13 protein-coding genes are annotated in these 17,621 nt (G+C 71.4%); 9 read left to right on the top strand and 4 right to left on the bottom strand.

Annotated features, from left to right (window positions below; translation table 11 throughout):
- Window positions 1-251: 251 nt before the first annotated feature.
- Window positions 252-1,040, top strand: coding sequence for a protein phosphatase 2C domain-containing protein (locus M2163_RS32395; protein WP_280895734.1), 789 nt, complete (start codon window positions 252-254; stop codon window positions 1,038-1,040).
- A gap of 569 nt (window positions 1,041-1,609) precedes the next feature.
- On the opposite strand, the gene M2163_RS32390 is transcribed toward M2163_RS32395, so the two are convergent.
- Window positions 1,610-2,104 (bottom strand): MarR family transcriptional regulator, encoded by a 495-nt coding sequence (locus tag M2163_RS32390; protein WP_280849363.1) that lies wholly within the window; start codon window positions 2,102-2,104, stop codon window positions 1,610-1,612.
- A 235-nt stretch (window positions 2,105-2,339) separates the two neighbouring features.
- Between M2163_RS32390 and M2163_RS32385 the strand changes: the two genes are divergently transcribed.
- Window positions 2,340-3,176, top strand: a complete 837-nt coding sequence (locus M2163_RS32385; RefSeq protein WP_280895733.1) for a lysozyme — start codon at window positions 2,340-2,342, stop codon at window positions 3,174-3,176.
- A 75-nt stretch (window positions 3,177-3,251) separates the two neighbouring features.
- Here the strand turns inward: M2163_RS32385 and lon are convergent, their stop codons facing one another.
- A complete protein-coding gene (gene lon, locus M2163_RS32380; RefSeq protein WP_280895732.1) occupies window positions 3,252-5,666 on the bottom strand; it encodes an endopeptidase La in 2,415 nt (804 codons plus the stop codon).
- A 181-nt stretch (window positions 5,667-5,847) separates the two neighbouring features.
- On the opposite strand from lon, the gene M2163_RS32375 reads away from it, so the two are divergent.
- Window positions 5,848-6,507 (top strand): GNAT family N-acetyltransferase, encoded by a 660-nt coding sequence (locus tag M2163_RS32375; protein ID WP_280895731.1) that lies wholly within the window; start codon window positions 5,848-5,850, stop codon window positions 6,505-6,507.
- Between the two features lie 348 nt (window positions 6,508-6,855).
- Here M2163_RS32375 and M2163_RS32370 read toward each other — a convergent pair whose 3' ends face one another.
- Window positions 6,856-7,608, bottom strand: coding sequence for a rhomboid-like protein (locus M2163_RS32370; RefSeq protein ID WP_280897351.1), 753 nt, complete (start codon window positions 7,606-7,608; stop codon window positions 6,856-6,858).
- A gap of 201 nt (window positions 7,609-7,809) precedes the next feature.
- On the opposite strand from M2163_RS32370, the gene M2163_RS32365 reads away from it, so the two are divergent.
- The 5 genes from M2163_RS32365 to M2163_RS32345 all read left to right on the top strand — a co-directional run bounded on the left by M2163_RS32365 (window position 7,810) and on the right by M2163_RS32345 (window position 14,820).
- A complete protein-coding gene (locus M2163_RS32365; protein ID WP_280849367.1) occupies window positions 7,810-8,487 on the top strand; it encodes a spermidine synthase in 678 nt (225 codons plus the stop codon).
- Between the two features lie 123 nt (window positions 8,488-8,610).
- Window positions 8,611-9,348, top strand: coding sequence for a response regulator transcription factor (locus M2163_RS32360; RefSeq protein ID WP_031038660.1), 738 nt, complete (start codon window positions 8,611-8,613; stop codon window positions 9,346-9,348).
- A complete protein-coding gene (locus M2163_RS32355) occupies window positions 9,345-10,451 on the top strand; it encodes an ATP-binding protein (RefSeq protein WP_280849368.1) in 1,107 nt (368 codons plus the stop codon). Before M2163_RS32360 ends, M2163_RS32355 begins: the two co-directional genes overlap by 4 nt.
- Before the next feature lie 293 nt (window positions 10,452-10,744).
- Entirely contained in the window at window positions 10,745-14,563 is a 3,819-nt protein-coding gene (locus tag M2163_RS32350; RefSeq protein ID WP_280895730.1) for a multifunctional oxoglutarate decarboxylase/oxoglutarate dehydrogenase thiamine pyrophosphate-binding subunit/dihydrolipoyllysine-residue succinyltransferase subunit, read from the top strand.
- Between the two features lie 77 nt (window positions 14,564-14,640).
- On the top strand, window positions 14,641-14,820 hold the full coding sequence (locus tag M2163_RS32345) for a DUF6104 family protein (RefSeq protein WP_003992906.1): 180 nt from the start codon (window positions 14,641-14,643) through the stop codon (window positions 14,818-14,820).
- Window positions 14,821-15,595: 775 nt separating this feature from the next.
- Here the strand turns inward: M2163_RS32345 and M2163_RS32340 are convergent.
- Window positions 15,596-16,441: a hypothetical protein gene (locus M2163_RS32340; RefSeq protein ID WP_280895729.1), complete on the bottom strand. Its 846-nt coding sequence runs from the start codon at window positions 16,439-16,441 to the stop codon at window positions 15,596-15,598.
- A 145-nt stretch (window positions 16,442-16,586) separates the two neighbouring features.
- On the opposite strand from M2163_RS32340, the gene M2163_RS32335 reads away from it, so the two are divergent.
- Complete coding sequence (locus M2163_RS32335) at window positions 16,587-17,621, top strand: DUF4097 family beta strand repeat-containing protein (protein ID WP_280895728.1); 1,035 nt, start codon at window positions 16,587-16,589, stop codon at window positions 17,619-17,621.

Genomic DNA, 17,621 nt, shown 5'->3' with positions numbered 1-17,621 from the left:
GCCTGAGCCGCCACCCGAAGGAGTGAACCCCGGAGGGGAGTTGGCGGGCAAGTTCCTGCGGCACGCGCACGGACCGTGCGCGGCAGGCCGGTTGGACGTCGGCGAGGACCGATGGCAGTATTCGCCACCACGCCTGCCAGGAGCCCGCCATTCCAACCCAAACCTGGCGTCTGACCTGCGCGACTACGTCAATTCCGCGACGGTTGCCAGGCTTTGACGAAGCTTGTGAAGGGCTCGTGCAGACTGGCCGAATGCGTACGGAACTTGTCTCGGAACCCGGCGATGTCCAGCGGCCCAACGAGGACTTCGCGAGCGTCGCGCTCCCCGCTTCCGGACAGGGCGGCGTCCTGGTCGCCCTCGACGGTGTCACCCCGCCCACGGGTCCGACGGGCTGTCTGCATTCCGTCCCCTGGTTCACGGCCCGGCTCGGCGGCGCGCTGACCGAACTGGCCGTTTCGCTCCCGGATGTTCCCCTGACCGAGGTGCTGTCCCGGGCGATCGTGCGCACAGCGGAGACACATGGTGAAGGTTGTGACCTTTCTCACCCGCGTACGCCGCAGGCGACGGTGGTGATCGCGCGGTGGTCCCCGGAATCGGTCGAGTACCTGGTCCTGTCGGACTCGGCGCTGCTGGTGGAGGCGGCGGACGGCACGGTCTCGGCGGTCCTGGACGACCGCCTCTCCCGCCTCCCCCGCGCCTTTCTGGCCACGGCCGCGCTCGTCGACGCCAACCTCCGCAACAAGGAGGGCGGCTTCTTCACGGCGGCGGCGGACCCGTCGGTGGCGGGGCGCGCGGTCACGGGAGTGCTCCCGCGCTCGTCGGTGCGCGGTCTGCTGGCCCTGACGGACGGGGCGGCCCGGTGGGTGGAGAAGTTCCACGAGGGCGGCTGGGGGGACTGCTGCACCTTCGTCCGCAAGGAGGGCCCGCAGGCCCTCGTGGACCGCGTCCGGGAACGGGAACGCGCGGACGCGGAGCGGCGCACCTGGCTGGGCGGCAGCAAGACCCATGACGACGCGACGGTGGTGTACGTGGAGTTGTGAGGGGGTGGTGGGGGGCGGGTGCGGTGCGCTCCGGTGCGGTGGACTGCTAATCGGTGCGGTGGGCTGCGGTTCGGTGCGGGGCGCCTGACCGGGTGGCCCGCAACCCCGGCCGGCGCCCCGGCGTCGCGGGCCCGGAGGGCGGGGCATGTCCACCCGGGGGACACCCGCGTGGTGGGCTCTACGGGACCGGCTGGGACTCGGGCGCGGCGGGGATGGGCCGGCCGGAGCGGATGGAGCCGGTGCGCTCGGCGGCCTCGACGGGGGGCGAGAGGGCGGATGCCCCATGGGAGCAGTTCCTGCGCAGCCCGCCTACGGCACCGACTCGGCACCGCCGGGACACGCAGGGGATGCAGCAGGCGGGACGCAGCAGGCGGGATGCAGCAGACGCACGAAGCACTCGGAGCACCGACAGCCGCCGACACCGCTGATGCGCCCACCGGAGCCGCCCCCACGCCGCCGGCCCAACGGCACCGGCCGGTGACGCCACGAAAATCACCCGTGCGGCGTCCTCGACGGCGTCCACCCGGCACCGTCACCTCAGGCGCCCGCGCGTGTACCCCGGCGGTGGGCTACTTCTCCATGCCCCGGTTCAGCTGGTGGAGCAGGCGGGCCAGTTCGGTGACCTCTGCCGGGTTCCAGTGGGCGAGGCGGCCGGCGTAGCGGGCACGGCGGGCGTCGCGGACGCGGTGCACGCGGGAGCGGCCCTCCTCGGTGAGGTCGACCAGCCAGGCCCGCCCGTCCGCGGGGTCGGGTTCGCGGGTGACGAGGCCCAGGTCCTCCAGGGCGCGCAGCTGGCGGGACATCGTGGCCTTGCCGACCCCGATGTACCCGGCCAGCTCGGTGGCGCGCTGGCGGCCGCATTCATCCAGACGGACGAGCAGTCCGTAGGCCGCAGACTCCAGGTCGGGGTGGACCTCCCGGGCCATCTCCCCCTGGTTGGCCCGGGCGCGGCGCAGCAGGACGGTCAACTCGCGCTCCAGCGCCAGGAATCCGGGCTGGTCCACACCGTTCGGCGCCGCCTCGGCCCCGCTCCGGCCACCCTCGCCGTTTCCGTCTTCGTGCACGTCAGCCCCTGCCCTGGATTTCCCGGTCGTGAAAGTTTCCGCCAAATTGCGACATCACCGCAGCTCCGTAAGTATTTCGCAGGGCTAGACCAACGGCAGCGTCCGGTCCCTCTTCCCACCCCGTCGTCCCCGTACGTAGCGTCTTGACCGAGCGGTGGCTGGCATGCCCACGTCAGCCTGGCACGGCCTTCCCCAGTCCCCCCACCGAGCATCACCGAGCCTTCGGAGGCACGCCATGCCCGTGCACAGACCCGAACCGATACGTCCCCGACGCCTCTTCCTCGTCGGACTCCTGCTCACCGCGTTCTCCCTGCTCCACACGGCCCCCGCCCCGGCCGCGGAATCCCCCGAGGCCACCGCCGTCCCGGCCCGCGGCTCCGCCCACATGGGGATGGGCGTCGTAGCGCACGACGGCCAGAGCGGTCTCCCCGCCGGCACCCGCGCCACCCAGACGGAGGGCGTGGACGTCGCCAGCTACCAGGGCAACGTCGCCTGGTCGACCCTCTGGAACAGCGGCGTCCGGTGGGCGTACACCAAGGCCAGCGAGGGGACGTACTACACGAATCCCTACTTCTCCCAGCAGTACACCGGCTCCTACGGCGTCGGGATGATCCGTGGGGCCTACCACTTCGCCACCCCGGACACCACGAGCGGCGCGACGCAGGCCGACTACTTCGTCGACCACGGCGGCGCCTGGTCCAGGGACGGCAGGACCCTGCCCGGGGTGCTCGACATCGAGTGGAACCCGTACGGCGACGCCTGCTTCGGCAAGACGCAGAGCGCGATGGTCACCTGGATCCGCGACTTCCTGAACCGGTACAAGGCGCGCACCGGCCGGCAGGCCGTCATCTACACCGCCACCACCTGGTGGACCCAGTGCACCGGCAACTACGGCGGCTTCGCCTCCACCACCCCGCTGTGGATCGCGCGCTACGCCTCGACGCCCGGCACCCTCCCGGCCGGCTGGAGCACGTACACCATGTGGCAGTACACCTCGACCGGCCCGACGGTCGGCGACCACGACCGCTTCAACGGCGCGCTCGACCGGGTGCAGGCCCTCGCCAACGGCTGACCCGCCTCCGCGTACGGCGAAGGCCCGGGCCTCCCTCACGAGAACCCGGGCCTTCACCTCATCCGGCAGCACCCGTCACGCCGCCACCGGAACCTCCGGCGCCGCCCCGTTGACGGCCGGGGCCAGCGCCAGCTCCAGGACCTGGCGCACGTCGGTGACGGCGTGGACGTCGAGCTTGTCCAGCACCTCCGCCGGGACGTCGTCCAGGTCGGCCTCGTTGCGCTTCGGGATGATGACGGTACTCACCCCGGCGCGGTGCGCGGCGAGCAGCTTCTGCTTCACGCCGCCGATGGGCAGGACACGACCGGTCAGCGAGACCTCGCCCGTCATGGCCACGTCCGTGCGGACCAGGCGGCCGGAGAGCAGCGAGGCCAGCGCCGTCGTCATGGTGACGCCCGCGCTCGGGCCGTCCTTGGGGACCGCGCCCGCCGGGAAGTGGATGTGCACACCCCGGTCCTTGAGGTCGCCGACCGGCAGCTCCAGCTCGGCGCCGTGCGACCTGAGGAAGCTCAGCGCGATCTGCGCGCTCTCCTTCATCACGTCACCCAGCTGGCCGGTCAGCGTCAGACCCGCCGCGCCCGTCTCCGGGTCGGCCAGCGACGCCTCGACGAACAGCACGTCCCCGCCCGCTCCGGTGACCGCGAGTCCGGTCGCCACACCCGGGACGGCCGTACGGCGCTCCGCGGGGTCCTGGGCCGACTCGGGCACGTGGTGCGGCCGGCCGATCAGGCCGCGCAGGTCCTCGTCCGTGATGGTGAACGGCAGCTCCCGCTCGCCGAGTTCGTGCTGGGCCGCCACCTTGCGCAGCAGCCTCGCGACGGACCGCTCCAGGGTGCGCACGCCCGCCTCGCGGGTGTACTCGCCGGCGAGCTTGCGCAGCGCGCTCTCGTCGATGACGACCTCGTCCTTCGCGAGCCCCGCCCGCTCCAGCTGGCGCGGGAGCAGGTGGTCGCGGGCGATGACGATCTTCTCGTCCTCGGTGTAGCCGTCGAGGCGGACCAGCTCCATACGGTCGAGCAGAGCCTCCGGGATGGCCTCCAGGACGTTCGCCGTCGCGAGGAACACCACGTCGGACAGGTCGAGTTCGACCTCCAGGTAGTGGTCGCGGAAGGTGTGGTTCTGCGCCGGGTCCAGGACCTCCAGGAGGGCCGCCGCGGGGTCGCCGCGGAAGTCGGAGCCCACCTTGTCGATCTCGTCGAGCAGGACGACCGGGTTCATCGAACCGGCCTCCTTGATGGCCCGCACGATCCGGCCGGGCAGCGCGCCGACGTACGTCCGCCGGTGACCGCGGATCTCCGCCTCGTCCCGTACTCCACCGAGGGCGACGCGGACGAACTTGCGGCCCATGGCGTGCGCGACCGACTCGCCGAGCGAGGTCTTGCCGACGCCGGGAGGCCCGACGAGGGCGAGCACGGCACCGCCGCGCCGGCCGCCGACGACCCCGAGGCCCCGGTCGTTGCGGCGCTTGCGCACCGCGAGGTACTCGGTGATCCGCTCCTTCACGTCCTCAAGACCGGCGTGCTCGGCGTCCAGGACCGCCTTGGCGCCCTGGATGTCGTAGGCGTCCTCGGTCCGCTCGTTCCACGGCAGTTCGAGGACGGTGTCCAGCCAGGTGCGGATCCAGGAACCCTCGGGCGACTGGTCGGAGGACCGCTCCAGCTTGTCGACCTCCTTGAGGGCGGCTTCCCGCACCTTCTCGGGCAGGTCGGCGGCCTCCACCCGGGCACGGTAGTCGTCGGACTCCTCGCCCTCCTGCTCGCCGTTGAGCTCGCGCAGTTCCTTACGTACGGCTTCCAGCTGACGGCGGAGCAGGAACTCGCGCTGCTGCTTGTCGACGCCCTCCTGGACGTCCTTCGCGATGGTCTCGGCGACGTCCTGCTCGGCGAGGTGGTCGCGCAGCTGCTGGGTGGCGAGCTTGAGGCGGGCGACCGGGTCGGCGGTCTCCAGCAGTTCGACCTTCTGCTCGGTGGTCAGGAACGGCGAGTAACCGGAGTTGTCGGCGAGCGCGGACACGTCGTCGATGGCCTGCACCCGGTCCACGACCTGCCAGGCGCCGCGCTTGCGCAGCCATGCGGTGGCGAGGGCCTTGTACTCCTTGACCAGTTCCGTGACGTGACCCGGCAGCGGTTCGGGGACGGTCTGGTCGACCGTGGTCCCCTCGACCCACAGGGCGGCGCCCGGGCCGGTGGTCCCCGCACCGATCTTCACCCTGCTCCGGCCGCGGATGAGCGCGCCCGGGTCGCCGTCGGCCAGGCGGCCGACCTGCTCGACGGTGCCGAGCACACCGGTGCTCGCGTAGGTGCCGTCGATGCGTGGCACCAGGAGGACCTTGGGCTTTCCGGGTTCCGAGCGGGCGGCGGCCTGGGCGGCCTCCACCGCGGCGCGGACGTCGGTGTCGTTCAGGTCCAGCGGCACCACCATTCCGGGCAGCACGACCTCGTCGTCGAGCGGCAGCACAGGCAGAGTGAGCGGTGTGGACGTCGAAGCCATGATCTCCCCTTCGGCAGTCAAGTTGAGCTATGCCGACTCAATGCACATGAGCCGTCGAATGTTCCCCGCCCGCTTGCCTGTTCGCTGTCGGCGATCACGACTGCCGGAATCGACGCTTCCGGACCTAGGGTCAAGACGTAATGGGCACTTACGGTCACCGGTCATTACTGGGGGGGATGTCGTGGACGGAGTCGTGCAGGCGTGGGTGACCGGCTGGGTCGTGTCCCGGGGGGCCGCCCCGCCGGAACGTGAGCCGTGGGGCTTCACCGTCGACGTGGGGCAGCTCGCGCAGGTCTCGCGGCACGTCTTCGACGCGCTGGGCGACGAGGTGGACGAGCGGCTGGTCCGCAAGGTCGCGGACGGGGTGACGGGGGCGGGGGTGTGGCTCAAGGTGTTCCAGGACCCCGAGGTCGTCGGGGACTGGCTGGGCGAGGGCTGGTGGGTGGACCCCGAGCCGGGCTGCCTGATGACGGTCCCGCTGGCCGGAGCGGCGGTCGGAGGCACCGACGTCCCCGACGGCTACCGCAAGCGTGTCTGGTCCACCGGCGGTGTCACGCGCGTGCTCCTCGCCGCCCCCGACGGCTCCCTCGCCGCGCGCGGCCAGACCGCCCCGACCGGCGCGACCGCCGTCTTCGACCAGATCGAGACCGCGTCCGCGCACCGGCGCCGGGGTCTGGGCAGCGTCGTCATGCGCACGCTCCAGGCCACGGCGGCCGCCGCGGGCGCAAAGACCGGCGTCCTCGCCGGGACTCCGGCGGGACGAGCCCTGTACGAGTCTCTGGGCTGGCATGTGGAAGCTCCGCTCACCAGTGCGAAGTTCGTGGGTCGGGACGCCGGGTGACCGTCCGTCGCGGCTCCCCGCGGAAAACCCGGAGGCACCCCGGCAGGGGCTCTGTCATGCTGCGCCGGTGATCACCCCGATCCCTCCGGTGGTTCCCGCCGGCCGCACGACACACAACACCGGGCCGCCGCCGGCTCTTCCCGACGCCCAGGTCACGCCCAGTACGGCCGGCAGGACGGTGCCCGCGGACCACGGGCCTGACCAACCCGACGACCTGGACCCGCACCCGTAGCGCACCCCGGAGACCGACGCCCCAATGACCGCGGCCACGGGCCCGGCCTGCCCGCGGACCTCGACCTGCGCCCACGGCCCACCGCTGATGGCGACCCCGCGGTGACCCCGGACTCCTCAGTCCCCACCGGTCGCACCGCGCCGGGGCCAAGCGGCCGGGAGACTGCGCCGGGCGCGGTGCCGGCGTCGCACCAGGGGCCAGGTCGCGATGCCGATGGTCAGGGCGATCGGGTGGCCCCAGTCGGTCAGCGGGTCGGTGAACGCGATCAGGGCGGTCACCAGCAGCCAGCCGAAGAGGGCGAGCAACGGCCAGCGCAGCCACGGCCGGAGCAGTCCCGCCAGGGCGCCGAGGCTCGCGGCCACACCGAAGCTGACGCCGTAGTCGAGGCGGTGCAGCGAACTGGCGGGCAGATGACCGACCAGGACCGCGAGCCCGATGGGGACCTCCGTGGCGAGGGTCGCCCCGACATGCCCGAGCAGGAAGACACCGGCCGTGCGCACACCGCCGATCCGCCGCTCCAGCGCGGTGAGGACGAACAGCAGGGCGAGGGCGTACGGCGAGAGGATCCCGCCCGCGATCCACAACGCGCTGGCCAGCAGCACCAGTACGGGCGTCCGCACCAGGTGGGCGACATCGGTGCTGGAACCCTGGTGCAGTGCGTGCACGAGGGCGGGGTCCAGATGCGCGGCGACGAGGGAGACGACGGCCAGGACGGCGCCGTAGCCGAAGGTGAACGGGGTCCCGATGGGGGTGGGGAGCAGCCGCTGGGGCCGCGGGACGCGAAGTCGGGTCTCCGGGGCGGCGGCCTGCGGTGTCGTGACCGGTGTTCCGGTGACGGCCGCCCCACCCCGTTCCCGCTGCCGGGGCATCGCGTCGAGCAGCCCCGTCCCCTCGGGCGCGTCGGAAGGGGCTGACGGCACGGTCCGTTCCAAGGTGAGCTGCTCCTTCCGTCCACCCCACCCTTCGCGCCCCACCCGCCCCCTGTCTGTGACCCGCGCCACCCCGGCCCCGATTCACAGGGACTTCTCAAGGAGCCCCGGCCGGCCCGCCGTACCTGCCAGGATGGGCCGATGCTCACCTCGTACGACATTCCCGAAGTCCTGGACCGTCGCGAGGGCCCGTACGGAGAGGTAGTCCTGCGGCGGCACGGCGAGTTGCTCCAGATCATCGCCAACGGCTGCTTCCTGATGGACACCTCCGACGGACGCTCGGAGCGGATGCTCGTCGACGCGGCCCTCGCCGCCCTCGACGACCGGCCCGACCCGCACGTCCTCATCGGCGGTCTCGGTGTCGGGTTCTCGCTCGCACACGCGGCCGCGAATCCACGCTGGGGCCGGATCACGGTCGTGGAGCGGGAGCCCGCGATCATCGACTGGCACCGCTCCGGCCCGCTCTCGGCGCTCTCCGCGGCCGCGCTCGCCGATCCACGGACGAACATTCTGGAAACGGATCTAGTCGGATTCGTCAATGAGACATGCGCCACTTTCGACGCGCTGTGCCTCGACATCGACAACGGACCCGACTGGACGGTCACGGACGGCAACCACGACCTCTACGCGCGTACCGGACTCACAAGCTGCGCAAGGGTGTTGAAGCCGGGCGGGGTCCTGGCCGTGTGGTCCGCCCAGCCCTCTGCGGAATTTGAGGGATCCCTAGCAAATGCCGGGTTCCAACAGGTACGTACCGAGGAGATCCCCGTTGCCCGGGGCGTACCCGACGTCGTCCATCTCGCCGTCCGACCTGGATAGCAAAGGGGTGATGACTCCCCGTACTCTGCTTCCCTACGCCGATCATTCAAGCGTCAATCGCAGTCATGCGCAGACAAGGAATCACCCCACATGGTTCCGGAAAGCACTCCCCAGGGGCGGGCGATGGAGCAGACACACACCTCCCACAACGGTTCGACGGCTACCCCCGGCGCTCAGCGCCGGGTCCTGGTCGTCGAGGACGATCCGACGATCGTCGACGCCATCGCGACCCGCCTGCGCGCCGAGGGATTCCTCGTGCAAACGGCGGTCGACGGTCCGTCCGCGGTCGACACGGCCGAGGCCTGGCAGCCGGACCTGCTGATCCTCGACATCATGCTGCCCGGCTTCGACGGACTGGAGGTCTGCCGCCGCGTGCAGGCCGCCCGTCCAGTACCGGTCATGATGCTCACCGCGCGCGACGACGAGACCGACATGCTGGTCGGGCTCGGCGTCGGCGCCGACGACTACATGACCAAGCCCTTCTCGATGCGTGAGCTGGCCGCGCGCGTGCACGTCCTGCTGCGCCGCGTGGAGCGGGCCGCGCTGGCCGCCGCGACGCCCCGGTCCGGGATCCTGCGCCTCGGCGAGCTGGAGATCGACCACGCGCAGCGCCGGGTGCGGGTGCGCAGCGAGGACGTCCACCTCACGCCCACCGAGTTCGACCTGCTCGTGTGCCTGGCGAACACCCCGCGCGCGGTGCTCTCCCGTGAGCAGCTGCTCGCCGAGGTGTGGGACTGGGCGGACGCCTCCGGCACCCGTACGGTCGACAGCCACATCAAGGCACTGCGCCGGAAGATCGGCGCCGAGCGGATCCGCACGGTGCACGGCGTGGGCTACGCCCTGGAGACGCCGACGCCATGAGCGGGGGTCCGGCCGGCCGGAGAAGCCCCAGGGAGCCCTGGGGCGGTGTGAGCCCGTTCTCGATCAAGACCAAGCTGGGCGCCCTCGTCGTCATCGCGGTCCTCATCACCACCGGGCTGATGATGATCGCGATGCGCACGGCGACCGAGCTGCGCTTCATCACGGTCTTCTCGATGATCGCGACGCTCCTCATCACGCAGTTCGTGGCGCATTCGCTCACCGCGCCCCTGGACGACATGAACGCCGTCGCCCGGTCCATCTCGCACGGCGACTACACCCGCCGGGTCCGCGAGAACCGCCGGGACGAGCTGGGCGACCTGGCCCAGACGATCAACCGCATGGCGGACGACCTGGAGGCCCAGGAACGCCAGCGCAAGGAACTTGTGGCAAATGTCTCCCACGAGCTGCGCACGCCCATCGCGGGCCTGCGCGCCGTGCTGGAGAACATCGTCGACGGGGTCACCCAGGCCGACCCCGAGACCATGCGCACGGCCCTGAAGCAGACCGAGCGGCTCGGCCGGCTGGTGGAGACGCTGCTGGACCTGTCCCGCCTCGACAACGGCGTCGTCCCGCTGAAGAAGCGCCGATTCGAGGTGTGGCCGTACCTGTCGGGCGTGCTGAAGGAGGCCAACATGGTCGCCACCGCGCGGGCCGGCATCGCTTCCGGATCCGGCAGCCACACCCGCAACGACGTCCATCTGCACCTCGACGTGTCGCCGCCGGAGCTCACCGCGCACGCCGATCCGGAGCGCATCCACCAGGTGGTCGCCAACCTGATCGACAACGCGGTCAAGCACAGCCCGGCGCACGGCCGGGTGACGGTCAAGGCGCGGCGCGGGGCACAGCCCGAGTCGCTCCAGCTGGAGGTCCTCGACGAGGGCCCCGGGATCCCGCGCTCGGAGTGGCACCGCGTGTTCGAGCGGTTCAACCGCGGTCAGGTCATGCGGCCGCACGGTCCGGGCAGCGACGGCGGCACCGGGCTCGGGCTCGCGATCGCCCGCTGGGCGGTGGATCTGCACGGCGGCCGGATCGGAGTGGCCGAATCCGAGCGGGGCTGCCGGATTCTTGTCACCCTTCCGGGACTTCCTTCTCTGCCAAGTTGACGTAAAGTGCGAAGCGGAGCCACAAGATCCATCTCTGTCCGCGCTGACGGACACGTGTGATCAGGCAGAGGGCCGCGCCGCCGTCGCGCAGAGCCCCGCTCGACGCTTCCCCCACGCGGATTCACGTACCAGAACCACGCTTGTTTCCCGCCATTTCCACCCCCGAAACTCGCTCTTCGATGTGACTTACACGACGATGGACCGGCCCGACCTGACCTTCACGCTCTTGGGGGCGTAGCCTTTATTCCCGCTGTCCATCACCTTGTGAGAAGCGGAAGAGGGCGGTTGCCGCCGTGTCGCCACAGTCCCCCAGTAACTCGAGCATCTCGACCGACGCAGACCAAGCGGGCAAGAACCCCGCTGCCGCGTTCGGCCCGAACGAGTGGCTCGTCGACGAGATCTATCAGCAGTACCTCCAGGACCCGAATTCGGTAGACCGTGCCTGGTGGGACTTCTTCGCCGACTACAAGTCGGGGGCTGCCGCTCCGGCTGCGGCGGGTACCGCGGCCGCGGGGGCCGCGGAGACCACCACCGCCGCGTCCGCCGCCCCGGCCGCCGCCGCTCCGGCCCAGGCTCCCGCGCCGGCACCGGCCGCTGCTCCGGCCGCCCAGCCGGCCGCCACGGCTCCGGCCCCGGCCAAGGCCGCAGCCCCGGCCGCCGCTCCGGCCCAGGCCGCTCCGGCCGCCAAGCCCGCCGCTGCGAAGCCCGCCGCCAAGCCGGCCGCCGACGGGCCCTCCGCGGAGGGCCCGGAGATGGTGACCCTGCGCGGCCCCGCCGCCGCGGTCGCGAAGAACATGAACGCCTCCCTGGAGCTGCCCACGGCCACGTCCGTGCGCGCGGTCCCGGTGAAGCTGCTCTTCGACAACCGCATCGTCATCAACAACCACCTCAAGCGCGCCCGCGGCGGGAAGATCTCCTTCACGCACCTGATCGGCTACGCGATGGTGCAGGCCATCAAGGCCATGCCGTCGATGAACTGGCACTACGCGGAGAAGGACGGGAAGCCCACCCTCGTCAAGCCGCCGCACGTCAACTTCGGCCTCGCCATCGACCTGGTGAAGCCCAACGGCGACCGCCAGCTGGTCGTCGCGGGCATCAAGAAGGCCGAGACGCTGAACTTCTTCGAGTTCTGGCAGGCCTACGAGGACATCGTCCGCCGTGCCCGTGACGGCAAGCTGACGATGGACGACTTCTCGGGCGTCACCGTCTCCCTGACGAACCCGGGCGGCCTCGGTACGGTCCACTCCGTGCCGCGTCTGATGCCCGGCCAGTCGGTGATCATGGGCGTCGGCTCCATGGACTACCCGGCGGAGTTCCAGGGCACCTCCCAGGACACCCTGAACAAGCTCGGCATCTCCAAGGTCATGACGCTCACGTCGACCTACGACCACCGGGTCATCCAGGGCGCCGCCTCCGGCGAGTTCCTGCGGATCGTCGCGAACCTCCTGCTCGGCGAGAACAGCTTCTACGACGAGATCTTCGAGGCGCTGCGCATCCCCTACGAGCCGGTCCGCTGGCTCAAGGACATCGACGCCTCGCACGACGACGACGTCACCAAGGCCGCCCGCGTCTTCGAGCTGATCCACTCCTACCGGGTCCGCGGCCATGTCATGGCCGACACCGACCCGCTGGAGTACCGCCAGCGCAAGCACCCCGACCTGGACATCACCGAGCACGGCCTCACCCTGTGGGACCTGGAGCGCGAGTTCGCGGTCGGCGGCTTCTCCGGCAAGTCCCTGATGAAGCTGCGCGACATCCTCGGCGTGCTGCGCGACTCGTACTGCCGCACCACCGGCATCGAGTTCATGCACATCCAGGACCCCAAGCAGCGCAAGTGGATCCAGGACCGCATCGAGCGCCCGCACACCAAGCCGGAGCGCGAGGAGCAGCTGCGCATCCTGCGCCGGCTGAACGCCGCCGAGGCCTTCGAGACCTTCCTGCAGACGAAGTACGTCGGCCAGAAGCGCTTCTCCCTGGAGGGCGGCGAGTCCGTCATCCCGCTGCTGGACGCGGTGCTGGACTCGGCCGCCGAGTCCCGCCTGGACGAGGTCGTCATCGGCATGGCCCACCGCGGCCGCCTGAACGTCCTCGCCAACATCGTCGGCAAGTCGTACGCGCAGATCTTCCGCGAGTTCGAGGGCAACCTCGACCCGAAGTCGATGCACGGCTCCGGCGACGTGAAGTACCACCTGGGCGCCGAGGGCACCTTCACCGGTCTGGACGGCGAGCAGATCAAGGTCTCGCTGGCCGCGAACCCCTCCCACCTGGAGACGGTCGACCCGGTCATCGAGGGCATCACCCGCGCCAAGCAGGACATCATCAACAAGGGCGGCACGGACTTCACCGTCCTGCCGGTCGCCCTGCACGGTGACGCGGCCTTCGCGGGCCAGGGCGTGGTGGCCGAGACGCTGAACATGTCGCAGCTGCGCGGCTACCGCACCGGCGGCACGGTCCACATCGTCATCAACAACCAGGTCGGCTTCACGGCGGCGCCCGAGTCGTCGCGTTCCTCGATGTACGCCACCGACGTGGCGCGCATGATCGAGGCCCCGATCTTCCACGTGAACGGCGACGACCCCGAGGCGGTCGTCCGCGTTGCCCGTCTGGCCTTCGAGTTCCGCCAGGCGTTCAACAAGGACGTCGTGATCGACCTCATCTGCTACCGCCGCCGCGGTCACAACGAGTCGGACAACCCGGCCTTCACCCAGCCGCTGATGTACGACCTGATCGACAAGAAGCGCTCGGTGCGCAAGCTCTACACCGAGTCCCTCATCGGTCGCGGCGACATCACCCTGGAAGAGGCCGAGCAGGCGCTCCAGGACTACCAGGGCCAGCTGGAGAAGGTCTTCACCGAGGTCCGCGAGGCCGTCACGGCCCAGCCGGCCGCCGGTCCCGTCTCCGACCCGCAGGCCGAGTTCCCGGTCGCCGTGAACACCGCGATCTCCGCGGAGGTCGTGAAGCGGATCGCCGAGTCCCAGGTCAACATCCCCGACACCTTCAACGTCCACCCGCGTCTGCTGCCGCAGCTGCAGCGCCGGGCGGCGATGGTCGAGGACGGCACGATCGACTGGGGCATGGGCGAGACGCTGGCGGTGGGCTCGCTGCTGCTGGAGGGCACCCCGGTCCGCCTGTCGGGCCAGGACTCCCAGCGCGGCACCTTCGGCCAGCGCCACGCGGTCCTCATCGACCGCGAGACGGGCGAGGAGCACACCCCGCTCCAGTACCTGGCCGAGGAGCAGGCGCGCTACAACGTCTACAACTCCCTGCTGTCCGAGTACGCGGTCATGGGCTTCGAGTACGGCTACTCGCTGGCCCGTCCCGACGCGCTCGTGCTGTGGGAGGCGCAGTTCGGCGACTTCGTCAACGGCGCGCAGACGATCGTCGACGAGTACATCTCGGCGGCCGAGCAGAAGTGGGGCCAGACGAGCGGTGTGACGCTGCTCCTCCCCCACGGCTACGAGGGCCAGGGCCCGGACCACTCCTCGGCCCGTGTCGAGCGCTTCCTCCAGCTCTGCGCCCAGAACAACATGACGGTCGCGATGCCGACCCTGCCGTCGAACTACTTCCACCTCCTGCGGTGGCAGGTGCACAACCCGCACCACAAGCCGCTGGTGGTCTTCACCCCGAAGTCGATGCTGCGCCTCAAGGCCGCCGCGTCGAAGACGGAGGAGTTCACCTCGGGTCAGTTCCGCCCGGTCATCGGCGACACGTCCGTGGACGCCGCCGCGGTGCGCAAGGTCGTCTTCGTGGCGGGCAAGCTGTACTACGACCTGGAGGCCGAGCGTCAGAAGCGCGGCATCACGGACACGGCGATCATCCGCATCGAGCGCCTGTACCCGCTGCCGGGTGCCGAGCTCCAGGCGGAGATCGCCAAGTACCCGAACGCCGAGAAGTACCTGTGGGCCCAGGAGGAGCCGGCGAACCAGGGTGCGTGGCCCTTCATCGCCCTCAACCTGATCGACCACCTGGACCTGGCGGTCGGCGCGGACGTCCCGCACGGCGAGCGCCTGCGCCGCATCTCCCGCCCGCACTCGTCGTCCCCGGCGGTGGGCTCGGCGAAGCGGCACCAGGCGGAGCAGGAGCAGCTGGTGCGTGAGGTGTTCGAGGCGTAACCGCTGTACACGACCGGGCCGCATCCCTCTCCCGAGGGGTGCGGCCCGGTCGTTTCCGCCCACTTATCCTTGACGGCATGTACTTCACGGACCGTGGCATCGAGGAACTGGAGAAGCGGCGCGGCGAGGAGGAAGTCACCTTCGAGTGGCTCGCCGAGCAGTTGCGGACGTTCGTCGACCTCAACCCCGACTTCGAGGTGCCGGTGGAGCGACTGGCCACCTGGCTGGCCCGACTGGACGACGAGGACGACGAATAGGTCCGCCGTGACAGAGGGGCGCTCTGCGGAGCGCCCCTTGTTGCTGCGCCGCACAGGGTGCGGGCGGCGGTCAGCTGGGGGCAATGGCTCGCGTGCAGCGGGTCGGTCGTACGACAGCCCGAGCGCGCGCCGCCCGGCTCAGCGGGCCCATGTCACGCGCAACCCACTCGGGCCACCCTCCGTATCCGCCGCCCAGGCCGGTCGCACAGGCGCGTCAAGTCGTACGACAGCCCGAGCCCGCCGTGCGCGGTCGCCCCTGCCCGACCCCGGCCGCCTGTAAGCAGGGCCCACGAGACCCAGGCCCCCTTCCTGCCGCGCCGCCCAGCTCAACGGGCCCATCTCACGCGCAACCCTCTCCGGCCACCCTCCGAATCCGCCGCCCAGGCCAGCCACACAGGCGCGTCAAGTCGTACGACAGCCCGAGCCCGCCGTGCGCGACGAAAAGCACCCCTTGCGCGAGCCCGGCCGCCGACGAGCGCGGCCCACAGGGCCCGGGCCCCCTTCCTGCCGCGCCGCCCAGGCCGGTCGCGCGGGCGCGTCAAGTCGTAGGACAGCCTGAGCGCGCCGTGCGCGACGAACGATGCCCCTTACGCGAGCCCGGCCACCGATCAGCGCGGCCCACAGGGCCCGGGCCCCCTTCCTGCCGCGCCGCCCGGGCAGTCGTGCGGGGGCGTGTGACGGCCCGAGCGCGCCATGCTCGAACAACACCACCCCCCTCGACGAGCCGACCTCCGGCAAGTGGGCCCCATGTCTTGCAGGGCCCCCTCGGGCCAGGTCAGTCGCGCGGGTGCGTCAGGTCGTACGAGAGGCCGAGCGTGCCGTGGGCGAGGAGGAGCGCTCCCGCGGTGAGCCAGCCGCCGCTGCGGTGGCGCAGGCCCCAGACGGCCAGGGGGAGGCCCACCGCCATCTGGGCCAGGGCCAGGGTGCGGGCCTTCGGGTCGCCGGACCAGGGGAGCCAGGGCGTGAGGCGGCGGCCCGCGACCGCTTCGAGTCCGCCCCGGACGGCGTCCTGCGGGCCCTCCCCCGCGACCGGGCGGGCGTCCGGGCGGTCCCGGGCCACCTCGCGGAGCCGGTCGGTCGGCTCGCCGGGAGCCAGGCCCGCGGGGAGGTCCAGGCCCGCGCGCGTGAGGACGGCGAGCAGGCCGCGCAGACGGGCGCGGGCATCCATGGCGGGGTCCGGTCTCGCGAGGTGGTCCAGGGACTGGACGTCCAGGACGGGGTCGAGGTCCAGACGGGACGCGAACGTGCGCATCGCCTCGTCCTCACCGGCCGGGGTGCCGTTCGCGAGCCAGATGTAGCCGACGGGGCGGCGGAAGCCCGAGGCCAGGGTGTAGCCGCCGCGGTCGGCGTCCCACCACAGGGCCAGGACGGGCCAGGGAGCCCCGACGGCCAGGGCGGTGGCCCATCCGGTGAGGACCCGGTCGACCGGGTCCTCACCACGCCGCCACGGCCCGTCCTCGGGCACGAGCACGCTCCACCCCTCCCCCGCGCGCGTGAGCAGCATCCGCTCGCGCAGCAGCCGGGCGACGGGGGCGACGGAATCCGGCTCGGCCCGGCAGAGCAGCAGCGCGCCGGGGGCGGGGGCGGTGCGACCCGCGCGGGAGGTGGCTTCCGTCGACATGGTCACACGCTAGGTCGATACACGGCGGTTGGTCATATTTTCAGCCTCCGCATCCCCGAAAGAGTGCCTTGACTTTCGACCGCCACGATATATCGTGAATTGCAGGAGACGCGATATGGCGCGTTGCTACGGGGAGGTCTGCACCATGTCCGAGTGGTCCGTCACGGAGCCCAGGAAGCTCACCTTCGACGAGCCCGTCCGCGAACTCCACGTACGCATCGTCAACGGCACGGTGAACGTGGTGGGCACCGAAGAGGGTTCCGCCCGCCTGGAGGTGTCCGAGATCGACGGACCGCCGCTGGTCGTCACCCAGGAGGGCGGGACCCTCACGGTGGCCTACGAGGACCTGCCCTGGAAGGGCTTCCTCAAGTGGCTCGACCGCAAGGGCTGGCGGCGCAGCGCGGTCGTCTCGCTGGCCGTGCCGGCCGACACCCGCGTCGAGGTGGGCGTGGTCAGCGCCGCCGCCGTCGTGTCAGGGGTGCGCGGCCCGTCCGTGGTGAAGGGGGTCAACGGCGACACCACCCTCGTCGGCCTCTCCGGCACCGTCCGCGCCGACACCGTCTCGGGGAACCTGGAGGCCCAGGCCGTCACCGGCGACCTCCGCTTCAACTCGGTCTCCGGGGATCTCACGGTCGTGGAGGGCTCCGGCCCCTCCGTGCGGGCCGAGTCGGTCAGCGGCTCGATGATCGTGGACCTGGACCCCGAGGGCCCCACCGACGTCCGCCTGACCAGCGTCTCGGGCGAGATCGCCATCCGGCTCCCCCAGCCCGCGGACGCGGACGTCGAGGCCAACACCGCGAGCGGGACGATCTCCAACGCCTTCGACGGTCTGCGCGTGCGCGGCCAGTGGGGCGCCCACAAGGTCACCGGCCGCCTCGGCGCCGGTACCGGCAAGCTCCGGGCGACCACCGTCTCCGGCTCCATCGCCCTCCTGCGCCGCCCGCCCCGGGAGGACGAGGAGGAGCCGTGGCCGGCGGATCCCCTCGTGAAGGACGCCGACACCGGCGCCGCACCGGCCGGTACCACGGACCCGGTGGACGGCGGACACGGCGCCTCGGGGGACAATTCCGTCTCCGGCCCGGCCGACGGCCCCCACGCCACGGACGGCCCTACGGACAGCCCCACGGACGATCCGACCCGAGGCCCGGCCGACGGCACGACCGACAAGAAGGTGCTCTGA

Origin of the sequence: Streptomyces sp. SAI-135, assembly GCF_029893805.1 — a bacterium.
In the GTDB taxonomy this organism is placed as follows: Bacteria; Actinomycetota; Actinomycetes; order Streptomycetales; family Streptomycetaceae; genus Streptomyces.
Note: the sequence above shows the minus strand (reverse complement) of the source record. Positions and strands in the feature narration are given on the sequence as shown.

Coding starts and splice junctions, on each gene's coding strand:
- M2163_RS32395 (WP_280895734.1), top strand. CDS start 252: ATGCGTACGGAACTTGTCTCGGAACCCGGCGATGTCCAGCGGCCCAAC.
- M2163_RS32385 (WP_280895733.1), top strand. CDS start 2,340: ATGCCCGTGCACAGACCCGAACCGATACGTCCCCGACGCCTCTTCCTC.
- lon (WP_280895732.1), bottom strand. CDS start 5,666: ATGGCTTCGACGTCCACACCGCTCACTCTGCCTGTGCTGCCGCTCGAC.
- M2163_RS32370 (WP_280897351.1), bottom strand. CDS start 7,608: ATGCCCCGGCAGCGGGAACGGGGTGGGGCGGCCGTCACCGGAACACCG.
- M2163_RS32365 (WP_280849367.1), top strand. CDS start 7,810: ATGCTCACCTCGTACGACATTCCCGAAGTCCTGGACCGTCGCGAGGGC.
- M2163_RS32360 (WP_031038660.1), top strand. CDS start 8,611: ATGGAGCAGACACACACCTCCCACAACGGTTCGACGGCTACCCCCGGC.
- M2163_RS32355 (WP_280849368.1), top strand. CDS start 9,345: ATGAGCGGGGGTCCGGCCGGCCGGAGAAGCCCCAGGGAGCCCTGGGGC.
- M2163_RS32345 (WP_003992906.1), top strand. CDS start 14,641: ATGTACTTCACGGACCGTGGCATCGAGGAACTGGAGAAGCGGCGCGGC.
- M2163_RS32340 (WP_280895729.1), bottom strand. CDS start 16,441: ATGTCGACGGAAGCCACCTCCCGCGCGGGTCGCACCGCCCCCGCCCCC.
- M2163_RS32335 (WP_280895728.1), top strand. CDS start 16,587: ATGTCCGAGTGGTCCGTCACGGAGCCCAGGAAGCTCACCTTCGACGAG.